At 74.7% G+C, this 16,395-nt stretch carries 17 protein-coding genes; 7 read left to right on the top strand and 10 right to left on the bottom strand.

Annotation, left to right across the window (positions count from 1 at the left end):
- The 4 genes from PKE99_RS23500 to rimP all read right to left on the bottom strand — a co-directional run.
- On the bottom strand, positions 1–728 hold a 728-nt coding region (locus PKE99_RS23500; RefSeq protein WP_271214913.1), incomplete at its 3' end, for a translation initiation factor IF-2 N-terminal domain-containing protein.
- A 114-nt stretch (positions 729–842) separates the two neighbouring features.
- Positions 843–1,115: a YlxR family protein gene (locus tag PKE99_RS23495; RefSeq protein ID WP_231498250.1), complete on the bottom strand. Its 273-nt coding sequence runs from the start codon at positions 1,113–1,115 to the stop codon at positions 843–845.
- A gap of 113 nt (positions 1,116–1,228) precedes the next feature.
- Complete coding sequence (gene nusA, locus PKE99_RS23490) at positions 1,229–2,293, bottom strand: transcription termination factor NusA (protein ID WP_037047063.1); 1,065 nt, start codon at positions 2,291–2,293, stop codon at positions 1,229–1,231.
- A complete protein-coding gene (gene rimP, locus PKE99_RS23485; protein WP_037047062.1) occupies positions 2,290–2,853 on the bottom strand; it encodes a ribosome maturation factor RimP in 564 nt (187 codons plus the stop codon). Before rimP ends, nusA begins: the two co-directional genes overlap by 4 nt.
- 112 nt (positions 2,854–2,965) lie before the next feature.
- Here rimP and PKE99_RS23480 point away from each other — a divergent pair, with 112 nt between their 5' ends.
- Positions 2,966–3,478 carry a hypothetical protein gene (locus PKE99_RS23480; protein WP_051737573.1) on the top strand — a complete coding sequence of 171 codons (513 nt, stop codon included), beginning with the start codon at positions 2,966–2,968 and terminating at the stop codon, positions 3,476–3,478.
- The gene (locus tag PKE99_RS23475) at positions 3,475–3,924 is read left to right on the top strand and encodes a ferritin-like domain-containing protein (RefSeq protein ID WP_051737572.1); all 450 of its coding nucleotides are present in this window, start codon (positions 3,475–3,477) and stop codon (positions 3,922–3,924) included. Before PKE99_RS23480 ends, PKE99_RS23475 begins: the two co-directional genes overlap by 4 nt.
- 295 nt (positions 3,925–4,219) lie before the next feature.
- Here PKE99_RS23475 and PKE99_RS23470 read toward each other — a convergent pair whose 3' ends face one another.
- Positions 4,220–5,236: an aminotransferase class V-fold PLP-dependent enzyme gene (locus tag PKE99_RS23470; protein ID WP_037047060.1), complete on the bottom strand. Its 1,017-nt coding sequence runs from the start codon at positions 5,234–5,236 to the stop codon at positions 4,220–4,222.
- Between the two features lie 197 nt (positions 5,237–5,433).
- On the opposite strand from PKE99_RS23470, the gene PKE99_RS23465 reads away from it, so the two are divergent.
- Positions 5,434–5,844 (top strand): secondary thiamine-phosphate synthase enzyme YjbQ, encoded by a 411-nt coding sequence (locus PKE99_RS23465; RefSeq protein WP_037047058.1) that lies wholly within the window; start codon positions 5,434–5,436, stop codon positions 5,842–5,844.
- Between the two features lie 12 nt (positions 5,845–5,856).
- On the opposite strand, the gene PKE99_RS23460 is transcribed toward PKE99_RS23465, so the two are convergent.
- Positions 5,857–6,180, bottom strand: coding sequence for a hypothetical protein (locus PKE99_RS23460; protein ID WP_037047056.1), 324 nt, complete (start codon positions 6,178–6,180; stop codon positions 5,857–5,859).
- 74 nt (positions 6,181–6,254) lie between these two features.
- Here PKE99_RS23460 and PKE99_RS23455 point away from each other — a divergent pair, with 74 nt between their 5' ends.
- Positions 6,255–7,235: a DUF8017 domain-containing protein gene (locus PKE99_RS23455; RefSeq protein ID WP_037047055.1), complete on the top strand. Its 981-nt coding sequence runs from the start codon at positions 6,255–6,257 to the stop codon at positions 7,233–7,235.
- A gap of 129 nt (positions 7,236–7,364) precedes the next feature.
- A complete protein-coding gene (locus tag PKE99_RS23450; RefSeq protein ID WP_051737571.1) occupies positions 7,365–9,095 on the top strand; it encodes a serine/threonine-protein kinase in 1,731 nt (576 codons plus the stop codon).
- Position 9,096: 1 nt separating this feature from the next.
- Here the strand turns inward: PKE99_RS23450 and PKE99_RS23445 are convergent, their stop codons facing one another.
- The 4 genes from PKE99_RS23445 to PKE99_RS23430 form a co-directional block, all read right to left on the bottom strand.
- Complete coding sequence (locus tag PKE99_RS23445; RefSeq protein WP_037047053.1) at positions 9,097–10,455, bottom strand: FAD-dependent oxidoreductase; 1,359 nt, start codon at positions 10,453–10,455, stop codon at positions 9,097–9,099.
- A 131-nt stretch (positions 10,456–10,586) separates the two neighbouring features.
- On the bottom strand, positions 10,587–12,329 hold the full coding sequence (locus PKE99_RS23440) for a proline--tRNA ligase (RefSeq protein ID WP_037047051.1): 1,743 nt from the start codon (positions 12,327–12,329) through the stop codon (positions 10,587–10,589).
- 422 nt (positions 12,330–12,751) lie between these two features.
- On the bottom strand, positions 12,752–13,882 hold the full coding sequence (locus PKE99_RS23435; protein WP_037047049.1) for an LLM class flavin-dependent oxidoreductase: 1,131 nt from the start codon (positions 13,880–13,882) through the stop codon (positions 12,752–12,754).
- A gap of 13 nt (positions 13,883–13,895) precedes the next feature.
- Positions 13,896–14,816, bottom strand: coding sequence for an alpha/beta hydrolase fold domain-containing protein (locus PKE99_RS23430; RefSeq protein ID WP_051737570.1), 921 nt, complete (start codon positions 14,814–14,816; stop codon positions 13,896–13,898).
- A 203-nt stretch (positions 14,817–15,019) separates the two neighbouring features.
- On the opposite strand from PKE99_RS23430, the gene PKE99_RS23425 reads away from it, so the two are divergent.
- Both PKE99_RS23425 and PKE99_RS23420 read left to right on the top strand, forming a co-directional pair.
- Positions 15,020–15,859: a mycofactocin-coupled SDR family oxidoreductase gene (locus tag PKE99_RS23425; RefSeq protein WP_037047047.1), complete on the top strand. Its 840-nt coding sequence runs from the start codon at positions 15,020–15,022 to the stop codon at positions 15,857–15,859.
- Between the two features lie 94 nt (positions 15,860–15,953).
- Positions 15,954–16,388, top strand: coding sequence for a PPOX class F420-dependent oxidoreductase (locus PKE99_RS23420; RefSeq protein WP_037047045.1), 435 nt, complete (start codon positions 15,954–15,956; stop codon positions 16,386–16,388).
- Positions 16,389–16,395 lie beyond the last annotated feature (7 nt).

Genomic DNA, 16,395 nt, shown 5'->3' with positions numbered 1-16,395 from the left:
CGCGGCTGGCGCGGGCCGGGACGCGGCCCAGCGCTGCGCGGGGGCACCGTGCCGGCACCGGAACCGCCCGACGCGGCCGCGGGCTGCTGCCGCGGGGCGTCCGGACGCGGGCCGGGACGCGGGCCCTGACGCTCACCGCCCTGACGCTCACCACCCTGCGGACCGCCCTGGGCGGGCCGCTGCGGCTGGGCGGGGCCGGGACGCGGACCCGGACGGGGACCCGACTGACCCGGCTGGGCCGGGCGGGCGGGCGCCGCCGGGGACGCCGAGGCGGCCGGGGCCTCCGGGCGCTCCGCAGGGGTCTCCGGGCGCTCCGCCGGGGCCTCCGGGCGCTCCGCGGGGGTCTCCGGGCGGGAGGCCGGCGCGGGGCCGGGACGCGGACCCGGACGCGGGCCGGGACCGGGGGTGGGCGCGCCGGAGCGCGACGGGCCGGGGGTCGGGCCGGGAGTCGGCGCAGAACCCTGACCGGCGCCCTGGGCGGGCCCGGACGGCCGGGCGCCGGGGCGCGGGCCGGGGGCCGGGGCCTGACCGGGACGGGGACGGCTGCCGCCGCCACCGGGGACCCCACGACGGGGGCCGCCACCGTTGCCGGCCATGGAGTCGCGCAGCTTGCGCGCGACCGGGGCCTCGACGGTGGAGGACGGGGACTTCACGTACTCCCCGAGATCCGCAAGCTTGCTCAGAACCTGCTTGCTGGAAATACCGAGCTCCTTCGCGAGCTCATGCACGCGGGCCTTGCCTGCCACTGCTCTCCTATGTTTCCGAGAGGCCGGGCGGCAGGTGTCCGCTCGACCTCGAACCTAGAGTCGATGCACGTTCATGGTGCGATCTTCACGACTGGCTCATGACGGGTCGACCTTGTCTTCCGTGACTGACGGAACCGGGACTGTCCCGGCTCCCTCCTGCTGCCCCCCAGCGGGATCCGCCGCCGTAACGGCGCTGATCCCGTCGAGGTACGACCTGACCGCGGTCACCGGCAGCGGACCCGGGACACGCAGTGCCCGCGGGAACGCCGATCGGCGCTCGGCCCGGTCGAGACACCCCGTGGCGGGGTGCACCCAGGCACCCCGACCGGGGAGGCGTCCGCGCGGATCCGGGACCAGGGCCCCGTCCACCGCGACCACGCGCAACAGACCGGTGGCCTGCTCCCGGGTGCGACACCCGACACAGGTGCGGACGGGTCCCTGCGCCCGGTTGCGGGCCGGGATCGAGTGTAGCGCGTCCTCCCTCAGCCGACCGACTCCGTCCCCGAGGTGCGCGCCACGGGGGACCCGTCCTCCGGGGCCGCGTCGATCTCGGTCCGGCCGGCCCGCGCGCGGGGGTCCGCGTCGCTGCGGATGTCGATCCGCCAGCCGGTCAGACGGGCTGCGAGCCGCGCGTTCTGCCCCTCCTTGCCGATCGCGAGGGACAGCTGGAAGTCCGGCACGACGACCCGTGCGGTGCGCGTCCGGGCGTCGATCACCGTGACGGACACCACCTTCGAGGGCGAGAGCGCGTTGCCGACGAACGTCGCCGGGTCCTCCGACCAGTCGATGATGTCGATCTTCTCGTCGTGCAGCTCGCTCATGACGTTGCGCACCCGCTGGCCCATCGGGCCGATGCAGGCGCCCTTCGGGTTGACCCCGGACACCTTGGACCGCACCGCGATCTTCGACCGGTGCCCCGCCTCGCGGGCGACGGCGACGATCTCCACCGAGCCGTCGACCAGCTCCGGGACCTCCAGCGCGAACAGCTTGCGCACCAGGTTGGGGTGCGTGCGACTCAACGTGATCTGCGTGCCGCGCATTCCCCGGCTGACGCCGACGACGTAGCAGCGGATCCGGTCGCCGTGCTCGTAGCTCTCCCCCGGCACCTGCTCGGTCGGGGGCAGCACGCCCTCGATCTGGCCCAGGGAGACCACGACCACACCGCGCGCGTTCGCCCGGGCGTCGCGCTGGATCACGCCGGAGACGATCTCGCCCTCCTGCGCGGCGAACTCGCCGTAGGTGCGCTCGTGCTCGGCGTCGCGCAGCCGCTGCACGATGACCTGGCGCGCGGTGGTGGCGGCGATCCGGCCGAAGCCCTCGGGGGTGTCGTCCCACTCGGGGCCCGGCTCGCCGTCCTCACCGACCTCGTGCGCCATGACCCGGACCAGCCCGGTCTTGCGGTCGATGTCGATCCGCGCGTGCGGCTGGTGGCCCTCGGTGTGCTTGTACGCCGTGAGCAGGGCGGTCTCGATGGCCTCGATGACCGTGTCGAACGGGATCTCCTTCTCCCGCTCGATGGCCCGCAGCGCCGCGATGTCGACGTTCATGCCTGCTCCTCGTTCCCCGGGTCCGCCCCGCCGGCCCCGTCGAGCGCCTCGACCTCCGCCTTCGGCGGCGCCTTGAACTCCACCTGCACCACGGCCCGGGTCACGTCCGCGTAGCGCAGTTCGCGCGGGAGCGGCTTCTTCGCCCCCGCCTCCACCACGGTGACCGACTCCGGCCCCGCGCGCCCGACGCGCACCTCGATCGTCTCGCCGCCGGCCAGCGTCACCCGGACCAGGCGCAGGTGCGCGCGCCGCCAGTGCAGCGGCCGGGTGAGCGGGCGGTCGATGCCCGGGGAGGTCACCTCGAGCGTGTACGAGCCCGCGATCAGGTGCTCGTGCCGGTCCAGCTCCGCGGCGGCCGAGCGGCTCAGCCGGGCGATCGCGTCGAGCCCGACGGCGGTCTCCTCCGCGTCCTCGGGCACGTCGACGACCACCTTGACGGTGTGCTTGCGCCCGGCGGCCCGGACCTCGACGTCCTCGATCTCGAACCCGGCGTCGGCCACGACGGGTTCCAGCACACCGCGCAGCGTGCCGGTGAGCTGATCGGGGGCGGGGCTCGGCATGGATCTCCTTCGACGGCAGGGTCGGACGGCCGTCCAGCCTATCGCGGACGGCCGGAGGGACCGCCGGACCCGTGCCCCGCGGCCGCGGCGGCGGCTGGCAGGATGCCGGGCTGTGCACCCCGGCCCTCCGCTCCCCCCGGCAGCCGCGCGGCTGACCCGCCGGCGGGCGTTGGCGCTGGGGCTGGCCGCGGGCGGCCTGGGCCTCGCCGCCCCGGTCCTCGCCGGGTGCGCGACCGCATCGTCCGACGACGGGCCGGACCCGCTGATCCCGCTGGTCACCCGGGCCCGGGCGGACGCCGACCTGGTCACCGCGGTGCTCGCCGCCGACCCGTCGCTGACCGGGCAGCTCGACCCGCTCCGCGCCGCCCGGTCCGCCCACGCCACCGCGCTCGAGCAGGAGATCGCCCGGGTCGCCGGCACCACCACGCCCGTCCCGGCCCCCGCGCCGGCGACGTCCCGGGCGGGTGCCGATCTGAACTCCGTGCGCCAGGCCGTGGCCGACGCCGCGCGCGAGGCCGCCGGGCTCGTCAGCAGCGTCCCGACGGCGCGGGCGGGCCTGGTCGGCTCGGTGGCCGCCTGCTGCGCGGCCTACTCCGCGGTGCTGGGGGCGCCGCCGACCTCATGAGCGTCCCGATCGACGACGAGGCGGTCGCCGCCCTGCAGCGCGCCCTGGCCGCCGAGCACGCCGCCCTGTGGTCCTACACCCTGATCCTCGCGTTCGTGCCCGCGGACCAGGCCGCGGTCGCACGCCAGGACATCGCGGCGCACCGCACCCTGCGCAGCCAGATCGAGCAGACGCTCACGGACGTCGGGGCGCGGCCGGTGTCGGCGCAGCCGGCGTACGCCACCCCCGTCCCGGTCACCGACGCGTTGTCCGCCGGGCGGCTCGCGGTGACCGCGGAGGCCGATGCGCTCGCGGCCTGGCGGTCGGTGCTCGAGCACACCACCAACCAGCAGCTGCGGATCGCGGCGCTCAAGGCGCTGTCGGAGGGCACGGTCCGGGCCTCGCGCTGGCGCGCCGCCACGGGCACCACCCCGACCATCCCCTCCCTCCCCGGCATCGTCCGCTGAGGACCCCGCGAGTCGCACTGACGCCCCCACGAGTCGCGAGCTCCAGCACCGCGAGTCGCGAGATCCGGCACCGCGAGTCGCGAGATCCGGCACCGCGAGTCGCGAGATCCGGCAGCGCGAGTCGCGAGATCCGGCACCGCGAGTCGCGAGATCCGGCACCGCGAGTCGGGAGATCCGGCACCGCGAGTCGGGAGATCCAGCACCGCGAATCGGCGGTTTCGGGGCACCGAGTTGCACTTCTCGGGAGCTCCCGGGATGTGCGGTTCGGTGACCCACAACCGCCGACTCGCGGGGATCAGGTGAGGGCGGCGAGGGCGCGGGCGACGTCGTCGTCGGTGCTGTAGAGGCCGAAGGAGAGCCGGGCGCCGCCGCCACGCGCGGTCGCGCCGATCCCCGCGTCGGCGAGCCGGCGGGCCGCGTCGGGCACGGACACGTGCACGATCGCCGAGCCCGCGGGCGGGAGCCCGAGGCCGGCGCGGAACCGGTCGGCCAGCCCGGCGCAGTGGGCAAGGACCGCGGTGAGATCGAGCCCGGCGAGCCAGGCGAGGGAGTCCGCGGCACCGACGTGGCAGTACCAGGCGGGCGAGGTGTCCAGTCCGCGCGCCTCGGCGGCCAGCTTCGGCGGCAGCCCGGTGGTGCTGCCCCACGGGTCCTCGGCCGCATACCAGTTCGCGGCGTGCGGGACGAGCTCGAGATCCGGGTGCACCGCCATCCAGGCGGCGCCGCGCGGGGCGAGGAGCCACTTGTAGCAGGCGCCCGCGACGGCGTCGGCCCAGCCGAGGTCGAGCGGCGTCCAGCCGGCGGCCTGGGTGACGTCGAGCAGCACCCGGGTGCCGGACGCGCGGGCGGCGCGCAGGGCGTCGAGGTCGGCCAGCCGGCCGTCGAGGGACTGGACCACGCTGACCGCGACCACGTCGGCCTCCGGCGCCCGCTCCCCCAGCTCCTCGAGCGGCACCTCGGTGACCGTGATCCCGCGGCCCTGCACCGCGAACGGGTAGCTGACGCTGCTGAACTCGCCCTCGGCCACGAGGACCCGCGCACCGTCCGGGGTCGCGGCCGCGACGAGCCCGACCAGCGGGGACACCGAACCCGCGACGGCGACCCGGTCGGCGCCGACCCCCACGAGGCGGCCGAAGGCGGCGCGGGCCCGGGCCACCACGCCGTCGAAGTCCGTCGCCCGGCCGGTCCCGTGCCGCCAGGCGTCGAGGGCGCGGTCGACGGCGTCGGCCGTCTCGCGCGGCGGGACCCCCACGCTCGCGGTGTTGAGGTAGCCGTCGGGCACGTCGAAGATCCGTCCGAACGCGTCGCGCACGCCCCGACCCTACGACGGCCGCTGACCGCTGTCCCGGAACTCCCGACTCGCGCTGCCAGAACTCCCGACACGCGCTGCCAGAACTCCCGACACGCGCTGCCAGAACTCCCGACACGCGCTGCCGCAACTCCCGACTCGCGGGGGGCCACGGCGCGACTCGCGGGGGGCCGGGTGGGGGGCTCTCCTAGGGTCGGGGCATGCACACCGAGCTGATCGAGGTCCGCACCGGCGGCGAGGAGCGGGTCGTCGACCTGACCTCGCGGATCGCCGACCACCTGCGCTTCGTCGACGCGCGGGAGGGCCTGCTCAACGTCTGGGTGCCGCACGCCACCGCGGGCGTCGCGGTGATCGAGACCGGTGCCGGCAGCGACACCGACCTGCTCACCGCGCTGCGCGACCTCCTGCCCGCCGACGACCGCTGGACCCACCGCCACGGCAGCCGCGGGCACGGCCGCGACCACGTGCTCCCGGCGATCGTCGCGCCCTCGATGTCCGTGCCCGTGATCGACGGCGAGCTCGCGCTCGGCACCTGGCAGTCGGTGTGCCTGGTGGACACGAACGTCGACAACGCCGTGCGCTCGGTCCGGCTGTCGTTCCTGCCCGGATGACGGGGCGGGCGGTCAGAGGTCGCGGACGGTGCGGACGGCGGCGGCGAGGCCGGTGGCGGGGCGCAGCTCGCGGAGCCGGTGGATCGCCGCGACCTCGCCCTGGCGCAGCTTGACCTCGCGGATCTCGTCGATCTCGTCCTCGTCGAGGTCAACGGGAAGGTGGGCGACGGTGATGCGGCGCAACGGCTCCACCATGAGCAGCGCCGCGGCGGCCACGACCCCGGCCGCGGTGTAGGCGCCGCCGAGGACCAGGACGAGGGCCGCCAGCAACCCGACCGCCGGGATCGCCCAGAGCAGCCAGGGCATCCGCCGCCGCAGCACCTCCACCACGTCCACGCCGGAAGGACACCACACCCCGGCCACGGCCGCCATCATGATCAGCCGCGCGCGCCCGCGCTAGTCTCCGCGGCGTGGACAGACCGGACGGGTCGGACGAGCCCCGCCAGCCCGCGGACACCCCGGAGCCCACCACTGCCCCGGATGCCGAGGAGACCCCGAAGGCTCCCGGCGACGCCGCCACGACCGCCCCGGCCCCACCGACGCAGACCGGCGTCCCCACCGCCGACGCCACGCCGACCGGCCGCCCACCGCTCGCCGCCTCCGACGCCCCCCACTACCCCGGCCAGCGCTACCCCGCCGTCCCCGGGCGGGAGGGCGAGCCCGAGATCCCGGGCGAGCAGCCCTGGGGCCCGCCGCCCGGCCACGGCACACCGCCGTCCTGGACCCCACCGGCCGTCGAGCAGCGGCAACAGCGCACCGGCCGCTGGATCGCCGGTCTGTCCGCCGTGATCGTCCTCGCCCTCGCCGCGATCGGCGGCGGCGCCTGGTTCCTCGTCACCGCGCTCTCCGGCCCGATCGTCCCGGCGGGCTACCGGCCCGTCGACACGCCCTACCTCACCTATGCCGTGCCCGGCGACTGGACGCCGCTCGACGACGTCGCCGCCCGCGGCCTCGGCGTCGCCTTCACCGGCGGCGCGGACGCGCCCGGCTACGTCTGCCGCGGCGACCCCTACAAGCGCGGTACCGCCACCAGCGCGCTCGTCCAGGCGCCCGACGACCCGGCGACCCTCGCGCGACGCTTCGCCGCCGAGTTCGGCCGCTCCTTCTACACCAGCACCGCGGGCCAGGGCCCACGCGTGACGCTGAGCGAGCCCCGCACGGTGGAGATCGGCGACGCGACCGGGGTCGTCGTCGAGGCCGTCTCCACCACCCCGGTCGACGACGGCTGCCTCGCCACCGGCGGCCGCACCCAGGTGCTCGCCGTGCCGGTGGCGGGCGGCACCGCGCTGCTGGTCGCGAACGCCGACACCACCGGCGGTCCGGCGACGCCGCCGTTTGTCCCGCCGTCGACCGTCGAGGACGTCATCGGCAGCGCCGCCCTCCCCCGATGAGTCCGTCCCGGTAACACCGCCGCGCGTCCGCCCGAGATCGCGTGCGGTGGTGACGGTCCGATCTCGGACGGGCCGGTCCGGGTCCCGCGGCGGCTACCGTGACGCGACCGCGGGGTGTGAGGGGGCACGGTGCAGGGCACGACGTTCGGCCCCTACACGATCGAGGAGCTGCTCGGCCGCGGCGGCATGGGCGAGGTCTACCGCGCCTTCGACACCGACACCGACCGCGAGGTCGCGCTGAAGGTCCTGCCGTCCGCCCTGGCCGGCGACGCCGAGTACACCGAGCGCTTCCGCCGCGAGTGCCGGGCGGCGGCGCGGCTGCGCGAACCGCACGTCGTCCCCATCCACCGCTTCGGCGAGATCGACGGCCAGCTCTACCTGGACATGCGCCTGGTCGAGGGTTCGGACCTCGGGTCCTGGCTGGCGGCGCACGGCCCGCTCTCCCCCGCCGCGGCCGTCGCGGTGATCTCGCAGATCGCGAGCGCCCTCGACGCCGCGCACGCGGAGGGGATGGTGCACCGGGACGTCAAGCCGTCGAACATCCTGCTCGCCGGGGTCGGCGACGAGCACGAGGTCGACCCGGGCGAGGTGTTCGCCTACCTCTTCGACTTCGGCATCGCCAGCTCCACCGCGGCCGGCGAGGGCGGCGAGCAGCTCACCCGCAGCGGCACGGTCCCCGGTTCGGTCGCCTACCTCGCGCCGGAGCGGTTCCACGGGGTGCCGGCAGACCGCCGGGTGGACGTCTACGCCCTGGCCTGCGTGCTGCACCAGGCGCTGTCCGGGCGGCAGCCCTTCACCGGCGACCTGCCGACGCTGATGCACGCGCACCTCGCGGTGCCGCCGCCCCCGATCGGCCGGCCGGACGTGCCGTCGGCGCTCGACGAGGTCGTCGCGCGCGGGATGGCGAAGGACCCCGACCAGAGGTTCCCGACGGCGGGCGCGCTGGCCGCGGCGGCCCGTGCGGCCCTGGGGACCTCGGCCGGCCCCGTGCCGACCGCACCGCCGCCGCCGACCGGGGAGCCCCGGACGTCGACCTTCGGTTCCGGGCCGCCCACCCCCGCCTGGAGCGACCCGCGACAGACGCCCGTCGGCCCGCCCGCGCCGGCCTGGAGCGACCCGCGACGGGCGCCGGCCGGGATGGCCGCGGGCTGGTCGTCGGCGCCGGACACGATGGTCGGACAGGGGTGGCAGGCCCCGCCGCCGCGCAAGCGGACCTCCCGGGCGGCCGTCGCGGCCGTCGTCGCCGGGGTGCTGATCGTGCTCGGCGGCCTGGCCACCGCGGGCGTGCTGCTGGTGCGCGGCGCCGGTTCCACCCCGGCCCCCACCCCGACCGCGGCACCCACGGCTCCGCCCACCGCGGCGACGCCGCAGAGCGTGGCCCCGACCGTCGCCGCGGGATCGGGTGATGCCGCCCTGTTCGCCGACCTGCCCGCGGGGTTCTCCACGAGCAACTGCACAGCCGACGCGGGCACCGCCGGCACGATCGGCGCCGTGTCCTACCTGGAGTGCGAGAACGGCCCCGCCGACGGCCCGGACGGCGGCACCTTCACCCGGTACGACCAGCAGAGCCGGCTCGACGAGGGCTTCGACGGCGCCGCACGGTCCGCGAACGTCCCGCTCGTGGAGAACGGGCAGCACTCGAGCTGCAAGACCGGGACCACGATCGCGACCGGGTACAGCCAGAACGACGAGTTCGCCGGCCGCGTGGGCTGCTACGTCGACGCCGCGAGCGGGGCGGCGTACCTGTTCTGGGCGGACAACGCCGCCCTCGCACTCGGCTACCTCCGCCGCAGCGACGGCGACATGACCGCGCTCTACGACTGGTGGAGCGCCAACGACTTCAAGGCACCGGGTCGGTGACTCAGCCCACCTGCGACAGCTCCACCATCTCCGCACGCGGCACGACCTTGATCCGCTCGCGGCCGCGCTCCTCGCCGAGCCCGCGCTCGTGCTTGTCCAGCTGCAGCCAGCCGTCCCACGTCGTGTAGCGAACGCCGCGCTCCTCCAGCAGCTCGACGACGGCGGCCGGGTCCGGCACGGGGGCCGGGTCGAGGTCCGCGGCGTCGGCCAGGAGGCTGCCCACGGTCTCCAGCGCGCAGCCCTTGGTGTGCCCGATGAGCCCGACGGGGCCGCGCTTGATCCAGCCGCACGCGTACACCCCCGGTACCTGCTGGCCGTCGAAGTCCAGGACCCGGCCCGCGGCGTGCGGCAGCGTGCCGGACAGCGCGTCGAACGGCAGCTCGGGCAGCTCCGAGCCGATGTACCCGACGGCCCGGTAGAGGGCCTGCAGCGGATGGTCGGTGAAGACACCGGTGCCGCGGACGCCGCCACCGCCGTCGAGCTCCATCCGCTCGGTGCGCAGCCCGGTGACGCGATCGGTGCCGAGGACCGCGACCGGCGCGGCCAGGAAGTGCAGGTGCAGCCGGCGCAGCGCGGGATCGTCGGCCGGGCGGCGGTCGCGCAACGCCCAGTCCTGCAAGGTCTTCACGACCATCTGCGTCTGCCTGCTCTCGCGCAGGGCGGCGAGCGACCCGTCGTCGAATTCGACGTCCTCCGGGTCGACGACGACCTCCACGCCGGGGACGTGGTCCAGCTCGCGCAGCTCCATCGGCGTGAAGCGGGCCTGGGCGAGGCCGCGGCGGGCGAAGACGTGCACGTCCGTGGCCCGGTTCGCCGCGAGCCCGCGGTGCACGTTGTCGGGGATCTCGGTGACGAGCATGTCCTCGGCCTGTTTGGCCAGCACCCGCGCGACGTCGAGCGCGACGTTGCCGGCCCCGATCACGCCGACGTGCCGGGCCTCGAGCGACCAGTCGCGCGGGACGTCCGGGTGCCCGTCGAACCACTTCACGAACTCGGCGGCGCCGTGGCTGCCGGGCAGGTCGATGCCGGGGATGTCGAGGTCGCGGTCCCGCTCGCAGCCGGTGGCGACCACGACGGCGTCGTACAGGGTGCGGACGTCGGCGAGCAGCAGGTCGCGCCCGTAGGCGACGTTGCCGAACAGCCGGGCCGACGGGTTGTCGAGCACCCGGTGCAGCGCGTGCACGATCTGCTTGATCCGCGGGTGGTCCGGCGCGACCCCGTAGCGGACCAGGCCGAAGGGCGCGGGCAGCCGGTCGAACAGGTCGACGGTGCAGGGCGTGCCGGATTTCATCAGCGTGTCGGCCGCGTAGATCCCGGCCGGACCGGCCCCGATGACGGCCACCCGCAGCGCCCGCGTCATGCCCACTCCTTCGCTCGCGGAATCGATCGGTTCCACCGTAGCGAAGATAGGTGAGCCTTACCTAATGAAGACGATCACAGGCCCTCGAGCGGGCGACGGCCGCGAGAGCGACTGCCGCCACCCACAGGGGTTCAGCCGCGCACCAGGGCGGCCAACGCCTCGCCGGCACCCTCGCGGGCGATCTCCGAGCGCTCGCCGGTGCGGCGGTCCTTGACCTCGAGCTTCCCCTCGGCCAGGCCCCGCCCCACGACGACGATCGTGGGCACGCCGATCAGCTCGGCGTCGGCGAACTTGACGCCCGGGCTGGCCTTGCGGTCGTCGAGAATGACCTGCAGGCCCGCGGCCTCGAGCTCGGCGGCCACGGCCTCGCCGCCCTCGAGCAGCTCCGCGCTCTTGCCGGCCACCACGACGTGCACGTCGAACGGGGACACCGCCCGCGGCCAGACCAGGCCGGACTCGTCGTGGCTCTGCTCGGCGATCGCCGCGACCAGCCGCGAGACGCCGATCCCGTAGGAGCCCATCGTGATCCGGACGGGCTTGGAGTCCGGGCCGAGGGCGTCGAGGGCGAAGGCGTCGGCGTACTTGCGGCCGAGCTGGAAGATGTGCCCGATCTCGATGCCGCGCGCGGCCTCCAGCACCCCGGTGCCGTCCGGCGAGGGGTCGCCGGCGCGGACCTCGGCGGCCTCGATGGTGCCGTCCGGGGTGAAGTCCCGGCCCGCCACGAGGTCGACGACGTGGTGGTCGAGCTTGTCCGCGCCCGTCACCCAGGCCGTGCCGGTGACGATCCGCGGGTCGACCAGGTACCGCACGCCGTTGGTCTGCAGCGACTCCGGGCCGATGTAGCCCTTGACCAGGAACGGGTTGGCCGCGAAGTCCTTCTCCTCCAGCAGCGCCACCTCGGCCGGCTCCAGCGAGGCCTCGAGGCGCTTCATGTCGACCTCGCGGTCCCCGGGCACGCCGATCCCCAGCAGCTCCCACTCGGTCGCGCCGGGCTGCTTCGTCTTGACCAGCACGTTCTTCAGCGTGTCCGCCGCGGTGAACTTGCGGTCCGTGTGCGCGTTGAGGAAGTCGACGAGCGTCTCGATCGTCGGGGTGTCCGGCGTGTGGTGGACGACGGCGGCGGGCTTGTCCTCGACCGGCAGCGCGGGCGGCGCGGGCGTGGTGACGGCCTCGACGTTCGCCGCGTACCCGCCGGGGCCGCGCACGAAGGTGTCCTCGCCGGTCTCCGACTCGGCCAGGAACTCCTCCGACGCCGACCCGCCCATCGCGCCCGAGGTCGCGGCGACGATCACGTACTTCAGCCCGAGCCGGTCGAAGATCGTGATGTACGCCTTGCGGTGCTTGGCGTACGACTCGGAGAGCCCCTCGTCCGACAGGTCGAAGGAGTACGAGTCCTTCATGAGGAACTCGCGGCCGCGCAGGATGCCCGCGCGGGGGCGCTCCTCGTCCCGGTACTTGGTCTGGATCTGGTACAGGATGACCGGGTAGTCCTTGTACGACGAGTACTCGCCCTTCACCGCGAGCGTGAACAGCTCCTCGTGCGTGGGGCCGAGCAGGTAGTCGCCGCCCTTGCGGTCCTTGAGCCGGAACAGGTTCGGCCCGTACTCGGTCCAGCGGTTCGTGGCCTCGTAGGGCTCGCGGGGCAGCAGCGCGGGGAACTGGATCTCCTGGGCGCCCATGGCGTCCATCTCCTCGCGCACGATGTTCTCGACGCGCCGCAGCACCTTGAGCCCGAGCGGCAGCCAGGAGTAGACGCCCGGGGCCACGCGGCGGACGTAGCCCGCGCGGACCAGCAGCTTGTGGCTGGGCACCTCCGCGTCGGCCGGGTCCTCGCGGAGGGTGCGGAGGAACAGCGACGACATCCTGGTCAACACGCTGAGCAGGGTACTGCGCCACGAGCCGGTCCAGCACCGGCTCGGCCGCGCGCAGCAGCCGCGGCGTGCCGGAGCGGTCCGGGTCGGCCGGACCGGTCGGCATCCGGCCGGGGTCCACGCCGGAGAGCAGCGAGCGCCGCCAGGACGCGGCGATCTCGGGGCGGACCAGCCCCTCCGACGCCGCCGGGGCGCCGGGATCACCGGGGCCGGACAGGAGCCGCTCCCGGGCCCGGCGGATCAGCCGCTGGCCCTCCGGGCTCCAGCGCGCCGGACCCGGCCGCTGCCGGCCTTGCACGACCACGCCTGTGGACGACACCTGCACCATCCGACCTCCTCGTCGGCATGCCCCCGATCTTCTCGACCCTGCCTGTCGAACGGTCGTCAGGGCAAGGCCTGACGACCGTTCGGCCAGGGCGCGGGGATCATCCGCCGGCGGCCGCCCGGCGCTGGCGGGTGGTGCGGTGCTCGGTCTCGGTGTCGAACTTCGGGATGACGTGGTCGCCCATCAGCTTGATCATGCGCAGCGTCTCCTCGCGGCTCTTCACGCCGCGCAGCATCAGGAACTGGTCGGCCCCGGTGGCCTCCCAGCGGCGCAGCTGGGCGATCACGTCGTCGGGGTCGCCGACGATCGCCGCGCCCAGCTCGAGGAACCCGTCGAGGGCCTCCTCGGTGAGCTCGGGGAGCACCTCCGGCCACACCGGGAAGCCCTCCGGCCGCGGGAAGGTGTCGTGGTACCGGAAGACCTGCGACATCTGGTAGTGGTTGCCGCCGTTCAGGAAGTCGCGGCGCGCGGTCTCCCGGTCCTCGGCGATCGAGTTGAAGCCGTTGGCCACGATGAGGTTGTCGTTGACCCAGGCGCCGATCGGGTCGTCGCAGCGGGCGACGGCGTCCTTGTAGGCCTTGATCGCCACCTCGGTCCTCGGGATCTCGTCGAGGGAGAAGCCGAGCGCGCCCATGCCGCGGCGGCCGCACATCTCGAAGCTGGAGGTGTTGCCCGCGGCGTACCAGATCGGCGGGTGCAGCGGCCCGTACGGCTTGGGCAGGACCCGCCGCGCCGGCATGTCCCAGTACTTGCCGGAGAAGCCGGGGTACTCGTCCTGCATCCACATCTTCGCGAACTCGGGCACCGTCTCGAAGAAGATGTCCTTGGTCTCGTTCACGTCCGTGACGCCGGTGTGGAAGCCCTTCACCTCGTGGCTGCCGGCGCCGCGACCGACGCCGAACTCGAAGCGCCCCTCGGTGAGGTGGTCGAGCATCGCGACCCGCTCCGCCACCACCGCGGGGTGGTGCACGCGCGGCAGCGGGTTGAAGATCCCCGAGCCCACGTGGGCGCGGGTGGTGAGCGCCCCCAGGGCGCCGAGGAACACGTCGTTCGACGAGATGTGGCTGTACTCGTCGAGGAAGTGGTGCTCGGAGATCCAGATGTACTTGAACCCGGCCTGCTCCGCGGCCAGGCACAGCTCCAGGTCGTCCATGAGCACGCGGTGCTCCGCGTCCCGGTCGGTGCGGCGGTCGGCGGGCAGGTAGCCCTGGGTCAGGAAGCCGAACTCCATCGTCGCCGCCCCCTCAGACCGCGGCCACGTCGACGACCGCGCTGCGGACCTGGGCCCGGACGAAGGCACCGATCCGATCGACCGCGGCGGCGCCCTCGGGAAGCCGGTCGGCGAACATCTGGAACACGTGCACCATCTCGTACCCGATCTGCAGGAACGCCTCGCCGCCCGCGCGGAGCACGCCGTCGGCGATCCGCACGGCGTCGTCCTCGAGGACCTCGCTGCTGCCCACCTGGACCAGCAGCGGCGGCAGCCCGGCCAGGTTCCCCAGCAGCGGCGACGCCCGGTGGTCGGCCGGGTCCGCGCCCTGCAGGTAGCCCTGCTGCATCTCGGTGAGCACGGCCCGGCTCACGAGCGGGTCGACGGCCTCGCGGCCGGTCATGGAGTCGCCGGCGAGGGTGAGGTCGGCCCAGGGCGACATCAGGACGCCGGCCGCCGGGAGCGGGTCGCCGGCGTCCCGCGCCGCGGCGAGGACCGCCAGGGCCAGGCCGCCGCCGGCGGAGTCGCCGGAGACCACGAGCGAGGCCGGGTCGACGCCGTCGGCGAGCATCCCACGGTAGGCGGCGACGCCGTCGTCGTACGCGGCCGGGAAGGCGTGCTCCGGGGCGAGCCGGTAGTCGGCGAGGAAGACCCGGGCCCCGGCGGCCCGGGCGATCCGGGCCCCCAGGTCGCGGTGGCTGGTGGGCGAGCCGATCAGGTAGCCACCGGCGTGGAAGTGCAGGACCGTGGCCGCCGACCCCGTCGCGCCGCTCTCCGGGACCTCCACCCACGTGCCGCGCACCCCGCCGACGACGCCCTCGGCGAGCGTCACGTCGGCGGCCGGTTCGGGGCACATGCCGTCGAAGCCCGTCCGCATCTCCTCGAGGGTCGCGTCCTCCCGCAACCAGCCCGCGTAGGCCGCCGCGGCCATGTCGTTCACCCGTGCCGAGACCATCGCTCCTCCGTCGGTCGTGCGGGCCGCGCCGCCCGCGCCACGACGGAGATCACCAGCCCGCGGGTCGTCGCGGAGGTCTCACTCTGAGACCGGCCGGTCTCGGAACTGAGACCTCCGCACCGCCGACCCCGCTGCCTAGCGTCGAGGACGGGACCGGCGGCGTGGCTGGTCCGGAGCGAACCGATCGGGACGGTGGTGCACCCATGGGACGGATGGACGGCAAGGTCGCGCTGGTCACCGGGGCGGCGCGCGGGCAGGGCCGCTCGCACGCGCTGCGGCTGGCCGAGGAGGGCGCGGAGATCGTCGCCGTCGACCTCTGCGCGCAGATCGAGACCGTGCCCTACGGCATGTCGCAGCCGGAGGACCTCGCCGAGACGGCCAAGCTGATCGAGGAGCTGGACCGCCGGGTCCTCACCCGCGAGGCCGACGTCCGGGACTCCGCCGCGCTCGACGCCGCGGTCCAGGCCGGACTCTCGGAGTTCGGGCACATCGACGTCGTGTGCGCCAACGCCGGCATCTTCAGCTACGCGCCGGCGTGGGAGATGACCGACCAGATGTGGGACGAGATGCTGGCGGTCAACGTCACCGGCGTCTGGCGGACGCTCAAGGCGGTGCTGCCGTCGATGATCGAACGCGGTCAGGGCGGCTCCCTGGTGCTGACCAGCTCCACGGCCGGGCTGCGCGGTTTCGCCAACATGGTCCACTACACCGCGGCCAAGCACGGCGTCGTCGGGATCATGCGGACGATGGTCCAGGAGGTCTCGCAGTACGGGATCCGGTGCAACACGGTGCACCCCACCGCCGTGGACACCGACATGATCCAGAACCGGCCGATGTACGAGCTCTTCCTGCCCGACGCGAAGCCCGAGGAGCTGACCCGGGAGCGCTACGGGGAGGCCTTCCAGGCACTGCACACGATGCCGCACCCCTGGGTCGAGCCGCGCGACATCTCCAACGCCGTGCTCTGGCTGGCCTCCGACGAGTCCCGCTACGTCACGGGCCAGACCGTCGCCGTCGACCTCGGGTTCATCGAGAAGGTGTAGAGCAGCTCCGCTGCCCGTGCGCGGTAAGTGGTGCTCCGGCACCACTTACCGCGCACAGCGGAATGGACGGCACGGGCTGCGGGTTGGGCCGGGTATGACCGCGGCCACAGAGTTCGACCCCCACGCCCTGCTCGCCGAGAGCCGGCTCGCCGTGCTCGCCACGATCAAGAAGGACGGGGTGCCCCAGCTCTCCCCGGTGACGCCCTTCTACGACCGCGAGGCCGGCACCATCTCGGTGTCGATGACGGAGGGCCGGGCCAAAACGGCGAACCTGCGCCGCGACCCGCGGGCCGCGCTCGAGGTGACCAGCCCCGACGGGTGGGGCTGGGCCACCGCGGAGGGCCCGGTGACGCTGACCGGGCCGGGGGCGAGCCCCGACTCCCCCGAGGTCGAGGCGCTCGTCGAGTACTACCGCCGCGCCGCCGGTGAGCATCCGGACTGGGCGGAGTACCGGGAGACCATGGTCGCGGACCGCCGGGTGCTCATGACCATGACGGTCGAACGGGTCTACGGGGCCCGGATCCGGTAACCCGACA

The sequence above is a fragment of the Pseudonocardia halophobica genome (assembly GCF_027922425.1).
GTDB lineage: Bacteria > Actinomycetota > Actinomycetes > Mycobacteriales > Pseudonocardiaceae > Pseudonocardia > Pseudonocardia halophobica.
This window is presented reverse-complemented; position numbering and strand designations above follow the sequence as displayed.

Bases quoted from the DNA above. Each gene is read 5' to 3' on its own strand.
- PKE99_RS23430 (WP_051737570.1), bottom strand. From the start codon at position 14,816: ATGGTCTCGGCACGGGTGAACGACATGGCCGCGGCGGCCTACGCGGGC.
- PKE99_RS23465 (WP_037047058.1), top strand. From the start codon at position 5,434: ATGCACACCGAGCTGATCGAGGTCCGCACCGGCGGCGAGGAGCGGGTC.
- nusA (WP_037047063.1), bottom strand. From the start codon at position 2,293: ATGAACGTCGACATCGCGGCGCTGCGGGCCATCGAGCGGGAGAAGGAG.
- PKE99_RS23475 (WP_051737572.1), top strand. From the start codon at position 3,475: ATGAGCGTCCCGATCGACGACGAGGCGGTCGCCGCCCTGCAGCGCGCC.
- PKE99_RS23445 (WP_037047053.1), bottom strand. From the start codon at position 10,455: ATGACGCGGGCGCTGCGGGTGGCCGTCATCGGGGCCGGTCCGGCCGGG.
- PKE99_RS23425 (WP_037047047.1), top strand. From the start codon at position 15,020: ATGGGACGGATGGACGGCAAGGTCGCGCTGGTCACCGGGGCGGCGCGC.
- PKE99_RS23420 (WP_037047045.1), top strand. From the start codon at position 15,954: ATGACCGCGGCCACAGAGTTCGACCCCCACGCCCTGCTCGCCGAGAGC.
- PKE99_RS23435 (WP_037047049.1), bottom strand. From the start codon at position 13,882: ATGGAGTTCGGCTTCCTGACCCAGGGCTACCTGCCCGCCGACCGCCGC.
- rimP (WP_037047062.1), bottom strand. From the start codon at position 2,853: ATGCCGAGCCCCGCCCCCGATCAGCTCACCGGCACGCTGCGCGGTGTG.